The 18,196-nt window shown below is 46.5% G+C and carries 19 protein-coding genes; 16 read left to right on the top strand and 3 right to left on the bottom strand.

Features of this window, described 5'->3' with window-relative positions; genetic code table 11:
- The first annotated feature begins 114 nt into the window (after window positions 1–114).
- From BLS69_RS16655 to BLS69_RS16645, 3 genes are all read left to right on the top strand, one after another.
- Window positions 115–1,470, top strand: coding sequence for a glucose-6-phosphate isomerase (locus BLS69_RS16655; RefSeq protein WP_017689982.1), 1,356 nt, complete (start codon window positions 115–117; stop codon window positions 1,468–1,470).
- A 176-nt stretch (window positions 1,471–1,646) separates the two neighbouring features.
- A complete protein-coding gene (locus BLS69_RS16650; RefSeq protein ID WP_036669098.1) occupies window positions 1,647–2,279 on the top strand; it encodes a YigZ family protein in 633 nt (210 codons plus the stop codon).
- A gap of 5 nt (window positions 2,280–2,284) precedes the next feature.
- Window positions 2,285–2,887, top strand: a complete 603-nt coding sequence (locus BLS69_RS16645) for a TetR/AcrR family transcriptional regulator (protein WP_017689980.1) — start codon at window positions 2,285–2,287, stop codon at window positions 2,885–2,887.
- A 189-nt stretch (window positions 2,888–3,076) separates the two neighbouring features.
- Here BLS69_RS16645 and BLS69_RS16640 read toward each other — a convergent pair whose 3' ends face one another.
- Window positions 3,077–3,478 (bottom strand): secondary thiamine-phosphate synthase enzyme YjbQ, encoded by a 402-nt coding sequence (locus BLS69_RS16640; RefSeq protein ID WP_091033577.1) that lies wholly within the window; start codon window positions 3,476–3,478, stop codon window positions 3,077–3,079.
- Window positions 3,479–3,824: 346 nt separating this feature from the next.
- Between BLS69_RS16640 and cysT the strand changes: the two genes are divergently transcribed.
- The 11 genes from cysT to BLS69_RS16585 all read left to right on the top strand — a co-directional run bounded on the left by cysT (window position 3,825) and on the right by BLS69_RS16585 (window position 12,975).
- Entirely contained in the window at window positions 3,825–4,640 is an 816-nt protein-coding gene (gene cysT, locus BLS69_RS16635) for a sulfate ABC transporter permease subunit CysT (RefSeq protein ID WP_017689978.1), read from the top strand.
- Window positions 4,637–5,434, top strand: a complete 798-nt coding sequence (locus tag BLS69_RS16630) for a sulfate ABC transporter permease subunit (RefSeq protein ID WP_047842044.1) — start codon at window positions 4,637–4,639, stop codon at window positions 5,432–5,434. The genes cysT and BLS69_RS16630 overlap by 4 nt, the downstream gene beginning before the upstream one ends.
- A gap of 1 nt (window position 5,435) precedes the next feature.
- Window positions 5,436–6,500 carry a sulfate/molybdate ABC transporter ATP-binding protein gene (locus BLS69_RS16625; RefSeq protein ID WP_091033574.1) on the top strand — a complete coding sequence of 355 codons (1,065 nt, stop codon included), beginning with the start codon at window positions 5,436–5,438 and terminating at the stop codon, window positions 6,498–6,500.
- Between the two features lie 25 nt (window positions 6,501–6,525).
- On the top strand, window positions 6,526–7,590 hold the full coding sequence (locus BLS69_RS16620) for a sulfate ABC transporter substrate-binding protein (RefSeq protein ID WP_091033572.1): 1,065 nt from the start codon (window positions 6,526–6,528) through the stop codon (window positions 7,588–7,590).
- 162 nt (window positions 7,591–7,752) lie between these two features.
- Entirely contained in the window at window positions 7,753–8,199 is a 447-nt protein-coding gene (locus tag BLS69_RS16615) for a hypothetical protein (protein WP_091033569.1), read from the top strand.
- Window positions 8,200–8,482: 283 nt separating this feature from the next.
- Window positions 8,483–9,289, top strand: a complete 807-nt coding sequence (locus BLS69_RS16610; RefSeq protein WP_091033566.1) for an MBL fold metallo-hydrolase — start codon at window positions 8,483–8,485, stop codon at window positions 9,287–9,289.
- A gap of 117 nt (window positions 9,290–9,406) precedes the next feature.
- A complete protein-coding gene (locus BLS69_RS16605; RefSeq protein WP_091033563.1) occupies window positions 9,407–10,279 on the top strand; it encodes an RNA polymerase sigma factor in 873 nt (290 codons plus the stop codon).
- Between the two features lie 18 nt (window positions 10,280–10,297).
- Window positions 10,298–10,879 (top strand): ATP-dependent Clp endopeptidase proteolytic subunit ClpP, encoded by a 582-nt coding sequence (gene clpP / locus BLS69_RS16600; protein ID WP_017689971.1) that lies wholly within the window; start codon window positions 10,298–10,300, stop codon window positions 10,877–10,879.
- 228 nt (window positions 10,880–11,107) lie between these two features.
- Window positions 11,108–11,482 carry a GntR family transcriptional regulator gene (locus BLS69_RS16595; protein ID WP_036610760.1) on the top strand — a complete coding sequence of 125 codons (375 nt, stop codon included), beginning with the start codon at window positions 11,108–11,110 and terminating at the stop codon, window positions 11,480–11,482.
- 5 nt (window positions 11,483–11,487) lie between these two features.
- Entirely contained in the window at window positions 11,488–12,354 is an 867-nt protein-coding gene (locus BLS69_RS16590; RefSeq protein WP_091033560.1) for an ABC transporter ATP-binding protein, read from the top strand.
- 63 nt (window positions 12,355–12,417) lie between these two features.
- Window positions 12,418–12,975 carry an ABC-2 transporter permease gene (locus BLS69_RS16585; protein WP_371129052.1) on the top strand — a complete coding sequence of 186 codons (558 nt, stop codon included), beginning with the start codon at window positions 12,418–12,420 and terminating at the stop codon, window positions 12,973–12,975.
- A gap of 140 nt (window positions 12,976–13,115) precedes the next feature.
- Here BLS69_RS16585 and BLS69_RS16580 read toward each other — a convergent pair whose 3' ends face one another.
- A complete protein-coding gene (locus BLS69_RS16580) occupies window positions 13,116–14,537 on the bottom strand; it encodes an aminotransferase-like domain-containing protein (RefSeq protein ID WP_240768264.1) in 1,422 nt (473 codons plus the stop codon).
- Between the two features lie 120 nt (window positions 14,538–14,657).
- Between BLS69_RS16580 and BLS69_RS16575 the strand changes: the two genes are divergently transcribed.
- Window positions 14,658–15,596, top strand: a complete 939-nt coding sequence (locus BLS69_RS16575; protein ID WP_091033558.1) for a DMT family transporter — start codon at window positions 14,658–14,660, stop codon at window positions 15,594–15,596.
- Between the two features lie 64 nt (window positions 15,597–15,660).
- Here BLS69_RS16575 and BLS69_RS16570 read toward each other — a convergent pair whose 3' ends face one another.
- Entirely contained in the window at window positions 15,661–16,230 is a 570-nt protein-coding gene (locus BLS69_RS16570) for a TetR/AcrR family transcriptional regulator (RefSeq protein ID WP_091033555.1), read from the bottom strand.
- Window positions 16,231–16,386: 156 nt separating this feature from the next.
- Between BLS69_RS16570 and BLS69_RS16565 the strand changes: the two genes are divergently transcribed.
- Window positions 16,387–17,913: an NAD(P)/FAD-dependent oxidoreductase gene (locus BLS69_RS16565; protein ID WP_091033553.1), complete on the top strand. Its 1,527-nt coding sequence runs from the start codon at window positions 16,387–16,389 to the stop codon at window positions 17,911–17,913.
- The last annotated feature ends 283 nt before the right edge of the window (window positions 17,914–18,196 follow it).

Below are 18,196 nucleotides of genomic sequence, written 5' to 3'. Positions count from 1 at the left end.
GCAAGTTGTTTAGAATGGAATACGGACATAATATAAGAGGTTGTTCAAAAAGTCCGCTTTTGATTACAAAGTTTGAACACGCAATATAATCGAAATCAGGAGGTTTTTGAGATCATGGCAAAAAAAGTGACATTTGACTATAGCACGGCATTGCAATTTGTAAATCAGCACGAAGTGGATTATTTCGCAGAACCGATTCGTCTGGCTCACGAGCAGCTTCACAACGGAACAGGAACAGGCTCCGATTATCTGGGCTGGATTGACCTGCCAACGGCTTATGACAAAGAAGAGTTCGCTCGCATTCAAAAAGCGGCTGCCAAAATCCAAAGCGACTCCGAAGTACTGATCGTTATCGGTATCGGTGGATCATACCTGGGTGCACGTGCAGCGATTGAAATGCTGACTCACTCTTTCTATAACAATCTGCCAAAAGACAAACGCAAAACGCCTGAAATCTATTTTGCAGGAAACAATATCAGCTCCACATATGTAACTCATTTGCTGGACCTGGTTGAAGGCAAAGATTTCTCCGTCAACGTTATCTCCAAATCCGGTACAACAACTGAGCCGGCTATTGCATTCCGTATCTTCCGTGCAGCACTGGAAGAGAAATATGGTAAAGAAGAAGCTCGCAAACGCATCTATGCTACAACAGACAAAGCGCGCGGTGCACTGAAAGAACTCGCAAATGCAGAAGGATACGAATCTTTCATTATCCCTGATGATGTAGGTGGACGTTACTCCGTTCTGACAGCTGTAGGTTTGCTGCCAATTGCAGCAGCTGGTATCAGCATCGAAGAAATGATGCAAGGTGCGGCTGACGCATCCAAAGAATACAGCAACCCGAACGTAGCTGAGAATGAAGCATATCAATATGCTGCAGTTCGTAACGCATTGTATCGCAAAGGCAAAGGCACTGAGATCCTTGTAAACTATGAGCCTTCCCTGCACTTCGTGTCCGAGTGGTGGAAACAACTGTTTGGAGAGAGTGAAGGTAAAGACTACAAAGGGATCTATCCTGCATCTGTTGATTTCTCTACAGACTTGCACTCCATGGGTCAATTCATCCAGGAAGGTAGCCGGAATATCTTCGAAACTGTTATCCAGGTTACTGAAGTTGCTGAGCATATCTCAATCAAATCCGATCCGGACGATCTGGATGGTTTGAACTTCCTTGAAGGAAAAACCATGGACTTTGTTAACAAAAAAGCGTTCCAAGGAACACTGCTTGCACATACAGATGGTCAAGTACCAAACCTGATTGTGAACATTCCAGATATGACTCCATATTCTTTCGGATATCTGGTATACTTCTTTGAAAAAGCATGCGGTATCAGTGGCTACCTGCTGGGTGTCAATCCATTTGACCAACCAGGCGTGGAAGCTTACAAGAAAAATATGTTCGCATTGCTGGGCAAACCAGGCTTTGAAGAAGAGAAAGCAGCGCTCGAAGCGAGACTTTCCGAATAATTCATCGGTCTGCTCATATAGTTGAATAAGGTAATGTAAATCTAACCGGGAATCACTGTTTGTGTAAGATGCAGGGTTCCCGGATGTAGATAACCAGGGCAGTTCGTCCGCGTTCGCGCGGTGAACTGCTTTCTTGTAAAATGGACTCAGGAAAAGATCAGAAAGTTGGATTTAGGATGATTGAACGTTATCGCACGGTTCGAGGACCGGGCAATCTGGAAATTGTAATCAAGAAGTCGCGATTTATCGGTCATATTATGCCGGTCACGACAGAGGAAGAGGCTGTTGCCTTCATCGATGAGATCAAGAAAAAACATTGGAATGCAACTCATAACTGCTCTGCATACATGATTGGGGAGCGGGATGAGATCCAGAAGCAATCCGATGACGGGGAACCCAGCGGAACAGCAGGGAAACCCATTCTTGAAGTGATCAAAAATCAGAAATTAAAAAATGTGGCAATTGTAGTTACGCGATACTTCGGGGGAATTATGCTTGGAGCCGGTGGGTTAATTCGTGCTTATACGGATGGAGCTGTAGCAGCCATCGAAGCCGGAGAAGCCATTACCAACGTGCTGCATCGTGAAGTGTTTGTTGAACTGGATTATACGTGGCTGGGTAAAGTGGAAAATGAGTTAAGAAGCCGGGAAGTCCGTACAGGTGAAACTGGATTCACCGATAAGGTTACGTTGACTTGTCTTCCGCCGGATAGTGAAACCGAGGCATTTATAGCCTGGATCACGGATTTGACGCAAGGGCAATCCCGGATCACGGAGGGACAGCGGCTTTATTTTATTGAAGGGGAATAAAATATATGGCTAGAAGAGCAGTCGAACAGGAGTTGTCGAGGGAGCGGATACTGGAGGCGGCGAGGCACCTTTTTATTACCAAAGGATACCGCGCCATTTCGATGCGAAGCATCGGCCAGCATCTGGGCTATAGTCATGGGTCGCTGTATTATCACTTTAAGGAAAAGGCAGAGCTGTTCTATGCCATCGTGGTTGAAGATTTTAATCATCTGGGGCATTTGCTGCTGCAAGCTATGGTCAGGCCGGTTCGTGATGATGTGAGCAAGGTAGAGCACATTATGATGGAGTTTATTCGCTTTGGTCTGGAGAACCCATATCAATACGAAATTATGTTTATGATCAGGGACGAAGAACTGTTGTCTTATTGTCGTACCGAACAGGGACGTTGCTTCGAATTGTTTGCATCGATTATAAGGCAGTATATGAATGAAGAGAACTGTACGGAAGAGGATATTCAAAGAGTACCGCGTACGCTATTTTTGGCTATGCACGGATTCATTTCTTATTACATTCAGGACCGTTTAACGTTTGTGGAGATTGAATCGTCTGCGCTGTCTCATGTCAAAGTGCTGTGCCGCAATCTGGGTCAGCAGCCTGGCGTCCAATAATGGCGCTATTGTTGCACCCCTACACTTCAGGGCGGTGATTTGTCATAACTTTAATTCTTTATAACGTTATCTCGCGAAAGTTAATATGCGCAGCAGACCAAGTCAGGCGGCTCCGACCCGAAATGAGGGTGGACCGCCTGTTTGTGTTTGCAAAAATGAATGAGTAGGTGGCAGGTCTAATGGACCCAACTAGCCTTCCATAATTTTGAGAAAATATTCCCGCTCACGTGGTCCATCGAATTCGCAAAAGTAAATGCCTTGCCAGCGGCCAAGCAGCAGCCTGCCTTCGTGAATAATCACTGTCTGTGATGGCCCTGTTGTAATGGATTTGAGGTGAGAGGCTGTATTACCTTCGGCATGTCGATACTCGGGATGCTCCCAAGGGTAGACTTCGTCCAGGCGCAACAAGACATCGTGTTTTACATCCGGGTCTGCATTTTCATTGATGGCAATACCTGCTGTCGTATGTGGACAGTAGATGAGTACCGTCCCGTTCTGGACCCCGCTACGCTGGACAACCTGCTTCACGTCCCATGTGATATCCTTCATTTCATCTCGTGTGGAAGTGGATATATTCTTCGTATATAACATGTTAAATCACTCCTTAGGATCTCATTTCTTACCCTCGATTGTACCTTAACCACTACATACCAAACAAACCACATATGCAAGGTGAAAGAGCAAATCGCATGATAACGGAGAGGACAGAAATAACCTGAAGTGATTTTATTAATTGATCTCAGATGTGCCCCAATTATATTCAATAAAAGCATTGACGATTAGCACTGCAAACTGGTAAAGTATCAGAAAAGCAAAACCAAGTAGACTAATGGGAATAATATTAAAGCAATATCATCCAACTTAGGAAAAATGTCGTATTGAAGCCAGGAAGACTGCCGACCGGAGTTAAAGCCGGAGGCTGGGAGGGAACGCAGCAATGAATACCGTTCTTCGTCATAAGGGATGGACTTGGGGATTTCGCAGTACCGTATTGTTATATTTTATCGTACTTATTGTACTTCCAATCATCGGTGTGTACGTCAATTCCTTCTCTGAAGGATGGAGCAACTTTGTTCAGAGCATTATGGACCCCATCGCGTGGAAAGCCGTACTGCTGACCATTCGGCTGGCCGTCATTGCCACGCTGATTAATGTGGTTTTGGGCACGATGATCGCCTGGGTTTTGACAAGGTATCGCTTTGTGGGCCGATCGTTTCTAAACAGTCTGGTTGATCTCCCGTTTGCACTGCCAACAGCGGTGGGTGGCTTGATGATTATGCTGCTTTTGGGTCCGGTCAGTGCCATCGGGAAACTGGCAGAATCCATGGGATTTGAGATTGTGTTTCATCAGCCCGCCATTGTTATAGCGATGACCTTTGTCACGTTTCCGTTTGTTATCCGTGCAGTGCAGCCTTTGCTGGAAGAAATTGATCCTTCCGAGGAAGAGGCCTCTTACACAATGGGGGCATCCAAGGCTCGCACGTTCATGCAGGTTATTCTGCCGTCCATGGCACCTGGCATGATCAGTGGGGGGATGCTCGCTTTCTCCAGAGGACTGGCTGAATTCGGGGCTGTTGTGCTGGTGGCTGGTAACATTCCAGGAAGAACACTGACCGCTTCCGTATTTATCTACGGGGAGATTGAAAGTGATAATCCAACGGGAGCCGCCGCTGTATCCGTGTTGCTCCTGACGCTCTCCTTCCTGATCCTCTGGCTGATCAATCTGGTGCAGATGCGGGGGAGAAGACGATGAGACGACTCTTAATCGGACTGACGTTTGCGGTATTTATTGTACTGTTGATCATCCCGCTTGGACGAATTTTTATTGGCGCATTTGAAGACGGGGCAGGTGGATTCCTGAAAGGGTTAATGCGCCCTGAGGCGTTACATGCCTTGATGATGACCGGACTGGTTGTCCTGGTGGTCACCCTGTTAAATACATTGTTTGGCATCATGATGGCTCTGTATCTGGTTCGTGCTGGATGGATGAGTGAACGGATAAAAGGGCTGCTGAACAGCATTGTAGACCTGCCTTATGCCGTATCTCCTGTCATTGGCGGTTTGATGATTGTGTTGATGTTGGGACCTAACAGCATTATGGGTGCTTTTTTTGAAGGGATTGGATTCAATGTGGTCTATGCCTTCCCAGGTATGGTGATTGCAACGTTATTTGTTACCTTTCCACTGATGGTCAGAGAGGTTATGCCTGTCCTGCAGGAACTCGGTTCTCAGCAAGAGGAGGCCGCATCCACACTTGGCGCCTACGGCTGGAGAACGTTCTGGAGTGTGACTTGGCCTTCGATCCGCTGGGCGGTAGTGTACGGTCTTGTCTTGACGGTTGCGCGCTCGCTTGGGGAATTCGGTGCAGTGCTGGTTGTATCCGGTAATATTATGAACAAAACGCAGACCGCAACAACCCTGGTGTATCAGGATGTTGAGAATTTTAATGTAGCTGCCGCAAATGGTGTGGCATTGGTGCTGGTCACCTTCTCCGTCGGGCTGCTGCTTATGATGGAATGGGCCAAGAAGCGAAAGGAAGTGCATTGATATGCATGTAGAAGTCCGTGATTTGAACAAACATTTCGGTGATTTTCATGCGGTAAAAGATGTCTCATTCGATATTGCCAAAGGCCATCTGATCGGTCTGCTTGGACCCAGCGGAGGTGGAAAAACGTCCATTCTGCGGATGCTGGCTGGTCTGGAGAATCCGGGTTCCGGAGAGATTCGATTTCATGGAAAAGTCGTGAACCATCTTCCTCCACAGGAGCGGGGCATCGGATTTGTATTCCAGAACTATGCCTTGTTCAAACATATGACGGTATTTGAGAATATCGCCTTTGGACTCAAGGTCAAGAAGACGCCAAAAGCCCAGATTCGTGATCGGGTGATGGAACTTGTTGAACTGACCGGGTTAAAAGGTTTTGAACAGCGCTATCCGCATCAGCTGTCTGGTGGGCAGCGTCAGCGTGTGGCTTTTGCCAGAGCACTCGCCCCGGAGCCACAGCTGTTATTGCTGGATGAACCGTTCGCGGCTATTGATGCGAAGATCCGTCAGGAACTGCGTTCATGGTTACGGGAGCTAATCGAGCGAGTGGGAATCACTTCGATCTTTGTAACGCATGACCAGGATGAAGCAATTGAAGTCGCGGACGAAATTATGATTATCAGCCAGGGTCGTCTGGAACAGAAGGGCACACCTTGGGATATCTACAAAAAGCCGCAGACACCGTTTGTCGCTACATTTATCGGGGAGTCTACAGTTGTGGAGGATGCTTCCCAGCTGAAAGGATTCGAACATGCCGTTGAGGGTGAACATACCAAAGCGCTTATTCGACCGGAGTATATTGAGATCGGCTTGAAAAATGAGTTCACCATGTTGTCTGCAACGGAAAAAGGTACAGTCAAACATCTTCATTTCCGCGGCAGTGAATGGATGGTAGAGGTTGACGTACAGGGTCACAAGTTAATCACCTATCGTTCCCTGGAGAAAACAACACTGGAGATTGGTCAACAAATTCGCGTCCTTGTACACCGTGCATACCTGTTCAATGACTCCAACAGTTGGGTGGTTGAGAACCGACTGAAGGAAGATCCGATGCCGGTGATGATTTAGATCAAGTGGAAGAAGGGGGCTGCCCATGCAGACGAGGAAGAAGAAATTCATACTTTTATATGTTGCCCTCATGCTTCTGCTCGTCTGCATGACCGCTGGATGCAGCAAGCAGGAGGAGTCAAGCGAACAGAAAGAGCCATCTGGTACCGATTCATCCAATACGCTGGTGATTGGTGCCTATAGTGTGGCAAAAGACGCTGTAGGCGAGTTGCTGCCCAAGTTCCAGGAGGAGTGGAAGGCAAAGACCGGACAGACGATTAACTTCCAGGAATCCTATGAAGCTTCGGGTACACAGGCCAGAGCCATCGTTGGTGGATTCGAGGCTGATGTGGCCTTGCTCGCGATGGAGAGTGATATCGAGAAGCTGGTCAAAGCCGATCTGGTTAGCTCCGATTGGAAACAGACCCCTAATGAGGGCATGATCACCCGTTCGATTGTTGTTCTGGGTACAAGAGCAGGCAACCCGCTCGGAATTCATGATTTTCAGGATTTAACCAAGCCGGGAGTGAAGGTGCTCTACCCTAATCCAAAGACATCCGGGGGCGCACAATGGGACATTAATGCCATCTACGGTGCTGGATTGAAACTGTCGGAGGAGCAAGAGGGGAAGAAAGATCCTGCCGCAGCCAAGGCTTTTCTCGAACAGGTACATCGTAACGTTGAATCATTGGACAAGAGTGGGCGTTCTTCGATGGCGGCATTCGAATATGGTGTGGGTGATGTAATCGTCACGTATGAAAATGAATTGCTTGCCCGGATTGCCAAAGGTGTAGATTATGACATCGTCATTCCGAAAAATACGATCCTGATTGAGAACCCGGCAGTTGTGGTGAATAAATATGCCGATAAACATGGGAATCGTGAACTGGCAGAAGCCTTTATCGCATATCTGCGTACACCGGAAGCACAGCGCATTTTTGCCAAGCATGGTTTTCGTTCAGTAGATCCGGATGTATTTGCACAGACCGAGTCCACATTCCCAACGCCTGAAGGATTATTTGATATCAACTATCTGGGTGGATGGGACGAGGTACGCAGTACGTTGTACTCCAAACGCGGTGTGTGGTATCAGGTGCTCGCAGGAATATGATATGAGTATTGCTGGAGTAATCGAATAGGTAACCGAGCATATGGATACTAAACCTTCATTTCAATGGAAGTAGAGATGGAGGTTTTTTACTGCCAAAAGGTTATAATAGAGGTATACTGAATCATGATTGTTACATAGTACTAGCAGGAAGGTGTGAGTTGGATGAATGCAGAGATCAAATTATCCCAAAGTACAGCAATTCGACTGGAGCAGGCCCGCGGTAAGGGGATGCCTGAGGAAGAAATATTAAAAGCCATTCAAGCCAAAGACGTTTCCGCTTTTGACGCCGTGTCTGAAGAGGAATACCGATATAACGAATTTTTCTCGTATGCGGACGAGCATGGTGAAAATCTGGAGGCAGCAGTGAAAGACGGCTACCGGATTACATTTAACACGCGTGGTGGACTCGGAATCTGGTTGGAGAAGGCCTTTAAGGTGCAGCCAGAGAAAGACTTCACGGTGGGTGAAGGTATAGTAACCGGATTACAGTTGAAACCGGAGCAGGCAGAGGTGCTGGCGAAGCGGCTTGCATCGAACTGGGTCATTACAGAATCGAAGGATGTACCTGCGGGTCAGGAACTGACTTTGAAGCTGCGGGCACTGGTTTAATTCTAGCGTTGGGTTAATGTGACTCGAATCAGTCGGTCATGGCCTGTGAAAAAGGTAAGGCCTGCTCTTCATATGGGCGACCCGCATATAAGGTTGCCTCACATGCTGACGAAGCGTAAGCTCCCAAATGGAGCAAAGCATGGAATTAAAATCTGACGGTAAACAGTCAGACCACGGACTGTCCCGAATTGCAGTGTAGAACTGCAGCGGGATGGTCTTTTTTTTGCAAAAACAGGGGTGGACGATTACAATTTACATATCATTAATTCAGGGGGAATGCGGATTGAATCAGCTAACATTTCTGGGCACTGGCGATGCGATGGGCGTTCCACGTGTGTATTGTGATTGCGACGTATGTACAGAGGCAAGGCTTACGGGAGAAAATAAACGGAAACGCTCTTCTGTTCTGATTGACGGTGGTAGGGATGGTGCGAGTGAACAGTTCATGATTGACTGCGGACCAGACTGGAGATCACAGATGGAGGATCAGAGATTGCGTATGGTGCATACGCTGCTCATTACGCATGCCCATTTTGACCATATTGGAGGATTGCCGGAATGGGCAGATGCGTGCCGCTGGTTGGGTGTAAAGGGGCGTTTGTATGCACCACGTGAAGTAATTGCCACCATTCAGGGACAGTTTCCCTGGTTGGGTCGTCATATGGACTTTCTGGAAACGGATGATGATATTGAACTCGGCGGCTGGAAGGTGCATTCCTGGAAAGTCTGCCATGGACATAACGGATATTCGTACGCATATCGGCTGGATCGAGGTGGGTATAGCTGGGTGTACTGTTCAGATGCCATTGACCTGAAGCCATCCGAAAAAGAGCCGTTGCACGGACTGGATCTGCTGGTGATTGGAACGAGCTTTGTGCATGAACTTGCGGAATTCTCAACACGTTCCGTGTACGATATGCGTGAGGCGCAGGATCTGCTGCGGGAACTGAAGCCAGGTCATACCTATTTTACACATATGTCTCATGACGTAGATGTACGGCAGAATTATAATCTGGATCAAGGCATTACGATTGCCCTTACCGGGATGAAGGTGCCGCTTGGAACATTAAAGCTGGAAACGAATGCGTAACCCAACTTAACTAGCGTAATAAAATAAATTCAGAAGAGCGTATCCTTTACAAGGGGTTCTTCGTTTACATAGTGTAAGTCAAAATCAATCAGGAACCAGCAAAGGGGGGCCCCCAAGATGGCCTTTGTGAAGTCCGTGGATTGCAGAATCAACAGACCACATGATGATGGTAAACAAGATAAATTCGATATTGAATTCAATGGCAACGACAGAAAAAATCAATTGAACCAAAGCATTCATGCCGTATTACCCGATCTGATGGGTTCGTTGTATGCGTATTGTTTATCTCTGACGAAATCAGTTCCAGAGACGGAGGATTTGGTTCAGGAGACCTGTCTCAAAGTATTGTCGTCGAGAGTGGTTGGAACTTCCGGGATGAATAAAGATATAAACTGGGAAGCTTATCTGATCCGTATTGCACGCAACAGCTGGATTGATATCTTACGCCAGCGGGAGAGATTAGCCTATAAACTGGATAGCTTGAAGCCGTTCCTGCACGAGATGGAGGAGGAAAGGCGATTCGAGGAATTGGAGTCTGCCGTTCAACTCTTAATAAATGAGCTACCACCGTGGCAGCGAGTGATATATGTATTACGTGAATTAATGGGTTACAAGGCGGCAGAGACTGCGGAAATGTTGGATACGACAGAAGGCGCTGTGAAAGCGGCATTAAGTCGAGCCCGCTCTGCCATAGCTGAAGTGAGGCACAGGTTGAAACAATCAGACGGTGAATTGCAGTATGAGGAGGGCACAGTGGTGGACAATCGGGAGGAACTGCGCAGTTATCTGCTGGCATTTCGTAATGGAGATACAGCTCAAATCATTGATCTGTGCCTGAATCGTTCGGATGATCCGATGGCTGTGGCGGGGACGATTTTGCAGCAGACTTTGCCGTCTCCATCCTTGCAGCCAATGATGTACGGGTACTCCACTTCTGGTATGAACTCGATGTTGTATGGAGGCGGGTACACGGTCAACATGGTTGCCTAAACCGAGGAGGCGACATATATGAATGTAGTGCCGTATGTAGTGGAACAAACCGCTCGCGGAGAGCGGAGTTATGATATTTATTCACGTTTGCTCAAAGACCGGATCATTATGGTGTCCGGAGAGATTGAGGATCAGATGGCAAATGCCATCGTGGCCCAGTTATTGTTTTTGACTGCAGAGGACCCGGAGAAGGACATCCAGATGTACATCAACAGCCCTGGTGGGTCGGTGACCGCGGGATTTTCGATCTATGACACGATGCAATTTGTTAAGCCGGATATCTCCACGATCTGTACAGGTATGGCGGCAAGCTTTGGTACGATATTACTGGTGGGTGGAACCAAAGGCAAACGTATGGCGCTGCCCAACAGTGAGATCATGATCCATCAGCCACATGGCGGTACGCGGGGGCAGGCGTCGGATATGTTGATTCATGCTAACCGCATCATTCAGCATCGTCAGCGCCTTAACAAGCTGTTAGCCGACCATACAGGGCAGTCGATTGAGCGGATTGAGAAGGACTCGGATCGAGATTATTTCCTGACCGCTGCTGAAGCAGTCGAATATGGATTGGTGGATAAGGTCATATCCAGCTCATAACAGTATCCCGGAAGGTCATGTGACCTTCCGGGCTTGATTAATCAAGAGGACGAACAGGAAACTGACGTCCTCTTTTTTGTCGTCCAGATTAGCCAGTCCACGTCTATGGAATGATTCAGAATGAGAACAATCTGAAATAAGGATTGACCATCGGTAGGTATAGTGTGTATATTATATATACACACTATACCTACTGAAAACTATTTAACATCAATGAGGTGAGGAAAGATTAACATTTTAATATCGAACGCTTCGAGCGATCCGATCTATATGCAGATTTTAACTCAGATCAGACAGAGCATCTTGAGCGGAGAATTGGTTGCTGGAGATAGTCTCCCCTCCATTCGGCAGCTCGCCAAGGATCTGCAAGTCAGTGTTATTACAACTAAACGTGTCTATGAAGAGCTGGAGAAGGAGAAACTGATCGATTCAGTTGTAGGAAAAGGGAGCTTTGTATCCGGAGCCAATCAGGACTTTATTCGAGAACGGCGGATGAAACAATTGGAAGAGAAGATGCTCGAAGTGATTCGTGAGAGCAGAGAACTGGGCATGAGTTCACAGGATGTAATCCATCATCTTACATTGTTGGTTGAGGAGGAATAAGCATAATGAACGCTATTGAATTACGTAATGTAACCAAAACGTATCCCTTATTTAAAGTAGATAATGTATCTCTTGATGTGAAAAAAGGATATATCACGGGACTTATTGGTCCGAATGGGGCGGGAAAGAGTACTTTGATCAAAATGATCACGGGTCTGATCCATCCCGATAAGGGGAGCCTCAAGACATTGGGCAGTGAGATGCCCAATCAGGAAGTTGACATCAAGCAGCGCCTTGGCATTGTGTCCGATGAATGCTTTTATTATGAGCATCTAACGATCCGGGAGATGACACAAATGATTGCTCCTTTTTACACCAAATGGGATAATAAAGCGTTCAATGACTACTTGGATCAGTTCGAACTGTCTCCCAAAAAGAAAATCCAGGATCTGTCCAAAGGTATGAAGATCAAGTATTCTCTCGCCGTAGCTTTGTCGCATGAAGCAGATTTGCTGATTATGGATGAACCAACATCCGGGCTTGACCCTGTATTTAGGAGGGAACTGCTCGATCTTCTTGCGGATATGATACAGGACGAAACAAGGTCCATTATTTTCTCGACACATATTACGACCGATCTGGAACGTATTGCAGACTACATTACGTTTATTCATCAAGGAAAACTGGTGTTTAATGAAGCCAAAGATGATGTGCTGGAAAGGTATACGATTGTAAAAGGGGATACGAGTCTGCTTGATTCCGACATTCGGAAACATTTCATCGGAATACGAGAGACAGCCATTGGTTTTGAAGCATTGTCGGATCATAAAGCAGAGGCCGAACAGTTATTTGGCAGGTTTGCTCTTTTACAAAGACCCACGTTGGAAGACCTCATTTATTTTACGGCGAAGGGAGGACGCAAATATGCTTAACCTACTTCGTAAAGACTTCTCATTGTACTGAAAAGTTCACTATGGACGATTGGGTTATACCTGGTGGTGTTTAGTCTTGCATTTATACCAAAGAGTGAAATGTCAATGTATTTTGTAGGCATCTACACAGCCTTTGGTTCGGTCATGCTGGCAACTATGATTGATATCAAGAACCATAATCATAATTTCCTGGTCACGCTCCCGGTTAGCCGCAAACAGATTGTGAAAGCCAAGTACCTCTCTGCTATAGTCTATACATTTTTCGGGGTGCTCGCGTCGTACGGAATTCACGAGCTTGTGAACCTGAATTATCCTGAACTGAACAAACCGAATTATTCACTTATGGATATTGCCATTTCCGTAGGCATGGTGCTTGTGCTAGTCTCCATATACATGCCTCTATTCTACGGACTTAGCAAAAAAGGGGCAGGCATCATCAATGCGATATTCATGGTCTGTATGATTATACTGGCGCAACCCGTTGCGTACCTCATGAGTATGGCCAACGAGAACGGCATGATTACCACAACGACAATGGCATTGGTTTCTGTAGGCATAATAGGTTTGTTTGTAGTGTCTTATCTTATTACGATCCGCCTGTTTGCAAGAAAAGACCTTTAAGCACAGAGCGGGTGCAGGTAGAGAATATAGAACACCAAAAGTAAAGTCGCCACAAGGCGACTTTTTTTGATGTAGCGGGGCCAGCGGCAAATTGCACTTGAAAGTTTTCGGAGTGGCTTCTGTTCTAGGAAATCCAAACCTTATATTTCTTTGGCCAGCGTAATAAGCCTGCTCATCCCTTCCCGAATCTGCTGCTCATGTGCATAAGAGAAGGACAGGCGCAGTTTGCGACAGGCTGAATTATCCGAAGAATCAAATACGGTTCCGGGTACAAAGGCAACGGATTGTTCCATGCATCGGTGAAGCAGTCTTCCGGTATCCACACCCTCAGGAAGCTCTACCCAAAAGTTGAGTCCGCCCTCCGGCCGGGTCCACGTCCAGTCCGTTTCCAGCAGACACTGTTCCATTACTTCCATCCGTAGCTGGATGGCGGTCCGCAGCTTGGATAGATGCTGATGCATACGTTCTGACTGAAAATAACGGAGAAAAAGCTTCTGGTTCAGAAGGGGCGATCCGTTATCTGTCAGTGATTTTACAGCCTGTAGTCCTGGCATGAAACGCTGACGGCATATGATGGCTGCAATCCGTAGCCCGGGTGCAACATACTTGCTGTAACTGCGGATGTACAGGGTGTGTCCTGTGGTGTCGTAGGTGAAAATGGGTGCAGGAGGTTTCTCCTTAAAATAGATATCATAGGTGCTGTCGTCTTCGAGCAGAAAACATCCATACTGTTCTGCAAGTTCGGGTAACTGCTTACGCTGTTCTACTGGAACATTAAGGCCGGTTGGATTCTGAAAGGTCGGTGTCATATAAAAGAGGCGTGGCTTCTCACTCTTCATCAGATGTTCGATCTGCTCCAGATCATACCCGTCCGAGTGAATATCCGTAAAGATCAGACGAGCACCTTGTTTGCGGAAAATCTCCATTGCTGGTCCATACGTAGGCCGTTCCATCAACACCCGATCCCCGGGTTTGACCAGCGTCCGCGAGATGACGTCAATCGCTTGTTGGGCCCCCGAAGTAATGAGCACCTCGTCTGCAGAGAGATAGAAGCGTTCTTTTTTCGTTAGATGGCTTGCCAGCGCACTACGCAATTCCAGATCTCCCTGAATCGTGGAGTACGTTCCGAGCAGACGTGGATATTGGTCCAGCAGATCACGCATCAGTTCTCCCCAATACCGATTGGGAAGCAGGGCGGGATCAATCAGTGATTTGGAGAACTGGAGTTCAGCTTCAAGCGACTGTACACGTGCGAGGGAGTCCCAATGCAGCCAGGCAGACACGGCGGGATCATCCGCCTGATCCGTTACTGAGAATGGAGTTGCTGGACTGACATAATAGCCGGACTTGTCCTTCACATAAACATTCCCACGTTCTTTTAACTCCTGATAGGCTTTGAAAACAGTCAGACGATGTACGCCGAGTAGCTCGGACAGGCTTCGTACAGATGGCAGCTTTTCATGTTCTGCCCACTCTCCCGCTTCTATACGTACAACGAGATAATGGATTACTTGCTCATATAGTTTCAGGCTGTTATCTGTCATCATCATGGTTCTGCCCACCCGGCTCACACTCCTTTTGAACTCTATTGTAACAGCTAATAGGCGACAACTGTTCTGTTTTGTTCATTCTGTTCTGTAGACCATGAGATATGATGAAGAACAGACAAAGGAGTGGTTATCATGGTGGGGATTGCATTTACGGTCATGTGTCTTATTTTCGGTACAACATTTCTGGCTATTAAAATTGGAGTAGAGGCAGGCATGCCGCCTTTTCTGTCAGCCGGATTGCGATTTGTAATCGCGGGAGCGCTGATGTTTGCATGGATGTGGATGAAGGGCAAAGTGAGCTGGTCACTCCTGTTCCGCAAGGAGATGTTGTTAACGGGAGCGGGGCTGACCTTCGGCACCTTTGCCACATTATATTGGGCTGAACAGCATGTGAGCTCAGGTGTGGGTGCCATTCTGTCAGCGACAGGGCCGCTGATGATTATGTTGATGCAGACGGCGCTGTTACGGCAAAAAACATCTGCCCGTATGATTACAGGCTGCCTGATCGGGTTCACCGGTGTGGTTCTGGTTGTGCTGCCAGGTGTATCGCTTGGTGCAGGTTCTCTATTCATGTGGGGTTGTATCGCGGTACTGGTGGGGGAAGTTTGTTATTCAGCAGGTGCATTGTACTCCAAAAAGGTCATTCATCAGTTCAAGGAGGCTAGTCCTGTAGCAATTAATGCGGTGCAGATGATGTATGGGGGATTGCTGTTATCCCTGCTCTCAGCCGGAACGGAATCGTGGAATATGTCTGCTCTGGACTGGGTGCCTGCCGTCTCGTCGGTGATCTATCTGACTGTCATCGGCTCCATGGTGGGGCATAGTCTGTTCTATTGGATTATGTCGCGTACCAACCCATTGTTTCCAGCAACATGGTTATACATTTCACCACCCATTGCGGTAGGGCTTGGTGCTGTTGTCTATGGTGAGCATGTCAGCTGGGTTACATGGATCGGTGTAGTGCTTGTCGTTTCAGGTCTGCTGGCGATGAATGAGAAGGTGAGCGGCTGGTTGAAGAAAAGAAGTCGTTCGAGGATGACAGTGCAGGCTTCCGAATCTGTTTTAAAATAGGTAAAGTTTGAAGGTATGCAGCTCAAGCTCAAAATCAGCCCTTGATTTTAGGTTGAGCTGTTTGTTATTCCATCATGATGTTCTCGTTAACCAGTAGGTAGTAATATTCATCCATCTGTTCTGCCGTAACATTTTCTTCGAAATGTTGTATCCACCACGTCACAAGTAAACGAATCACCCCCGAGTGAAACTCGGCTACAAGTTCTATGGGAAGTGAAAATTGTTTACCTCTTCTCTTCAATTCCAGAAAATCTCGTCTGAATATCTCTCCGATATAATGTATGAAAAAGTTGTTAAACCCCTCATCCTTCTGCTGGTTCTGCACGATAGTCTCCAGTACATTTCCGAACAGAATTTTAGATACGCTTTGCAAAGGCTGCTGTAGCCGATCTTCTACATTGATGTGTAAATAATCCCGAAGGACCCAAGTTAGGGTGGAGGACAGTAGAGCAAATTTATCCTTGAAATGTTTGTAAAACGTTGTTCGGTGAACCATAGCTTTGTCACATATTTCATTAATTGTGATGTTGCTGAATAGCTGGCCTTTCTCACATAACAGATCGAGAAGCGCCATCGTTAACAATTTATGAGTTCGGGTAACTCTCAAATCCACCTTTTTATCAATCATTTTCATCTACATCATTTCCTTATTGTAGTTTAGCTATATAGTATCCTGATATTGATTCTTACTTGATGCGAGATTCCAAGTGTATATTGGTATTATAAGTAATTTTTTGATAGGGCTACAAGTGTAGATAAAATATGATGGATTAGAGAGGATGAAGTGGCAATGTCCGATATGAAAAAAGCTGTGGTAATTGGGGCAGGTATTGCAGGGTTAATCACTGCAAGGATGTTATCTGATTATTATGATGAGGTATGTATCATTGAGCGAGATGAATTACCTTCTGAGCCGGCGAATCGGCAGGGTGTGCCTCAATCCTTTCATCCACATCGTGTATTACCGCGCGGCGGACTCATTCTGGAACATTACTTTCCCGGATACAATGATGAATTGGTCGCGCTTGGTGCCATTCCTTCACATGAAGAGAAAATTGTGATTGCCAATCGCTACGGTACTTTAGTCAATAAAGCGAATGCTGCTTCCTCATTCAAAATTGCATCGAGCAGCAGAGCCCTGCTGGAATGGGTATTGCGTCAGCGAGTCCAGAGCATAGATCATATAAGCTTCTTAACGAGTACGGAAGTTACCGGGTTAATGGCATCAGAAGATCAGCGTTCGATTACAGGCGTGTATACCAAAGAAAGAGGTCGGGATAATCGGGAAGCAATGCTTGCAGCAGATATGGTTATTGATGCCGCGGGACGTTCTTCCAAATTGATCAGATGGCTTGAACAGATAGGGTTGTCCGTGCCTGAGCCGGAAGTGCTGAAGGTGTCTCTTGGTTACAGCACCCGCTATTATAAGATACCATCCTCTATTCAAAATGACTGGGGAACGGTGATAACAGAGTCCGATCCTGTGCAAGGAACTCGTGCAGGCATGTTGTGGCGCATTGAGAATGATATCGCTGGACTATTACTGTTCAACGCAGGAGGAGATGAATATCCTCCAACTCATCCGGATGAGTTTCAAGAGCAAATCAAACATCTGTTTGCTTCGGATGAAATCGTAGCATTGGCAGACCAGTTGGAGCCTTTTCAAGGGCCGCGGGGATACCGTATTTCCGAGTCTGTCCGTCAACATTTTGAACTGATGGAGAATTGGCCCTCCGGATTACTCGTCCTTGGCGATGCATTTTGCAGCTTCGATCCGATCCATGGCCAAGGCATGACGGTTGCTGCAATTGAAGCCGAGACCATAGCGAAATGTTTGGATGAGCAGCGAATGTATCCTGAGCCGCAGTTTGAGCGCCAAGTGCTGCTTCGTATGCAGCAGGCGATTGAACCGGCCTGGTGGCTTAGTTCTGTGGCCGATCTGCGCTGGAAAGGGGTCGAACATGTAGGGCCTTCCCGAATGAAAGGGGTTGCGTTTGCTCAGAAATATATAAACTTGTTTACTAAGCAGGCGATGAAAAAGGCAAGTCAGGAACATAATAAACATCTCTTTTTTACTCAGTTCCTGATGAATGCTCTAATCCTTCCTCCAAGTGAATACTTTAAAGGTGAAATCCTGAACATGATCCTGAACGACAATGGTTCCGAAGAAGAAATGGAGTTAAGGGCAGAGCTTGGTGTCCAAGATCCCGAGCTGTTCCAGCAAAGAATAGATGAGATCATTCCGTCATTTCAACTGGAATCTGATGGGCAAATCAAGAAACTGTTGGAGTCTTTCCAGCATGCCATGAGCAAGTAAGAGACAATGAATCGTGGTGCGTGAAAGTAGGCAAAACATGAAACGAATAATTTTAAATTTCATAGCTAGCATTTTAATCTCATTTATTGTATTTTTTATTGTTTTGTTTTTTGCTGATGTCCCAGATACAAATCGTGTCATCTTATCTATGGCGATTACGATTTCACTACAATTATCCTTGATTACCGCATTGTTGCTCTCAAAACATAAAAAATAAGAGAGAAATATACCTAATATAATCGTTTAAATAGGATAATGAACATATTTTTAAAATCAAAAAAAC

The organism is Paenibacillus sp. CF095, from assembly GCF_900101225.1.
In the GTDB taxonomy this organism is placed as follows: domain Bacteria; phylum Bacillota; class Bacilli; order Paenibacillales; family Paenibacillaceae; genus Paenibacillus.
This window is presented reverse-complemented; position numbering and strand designations above follow the sequence as displayed.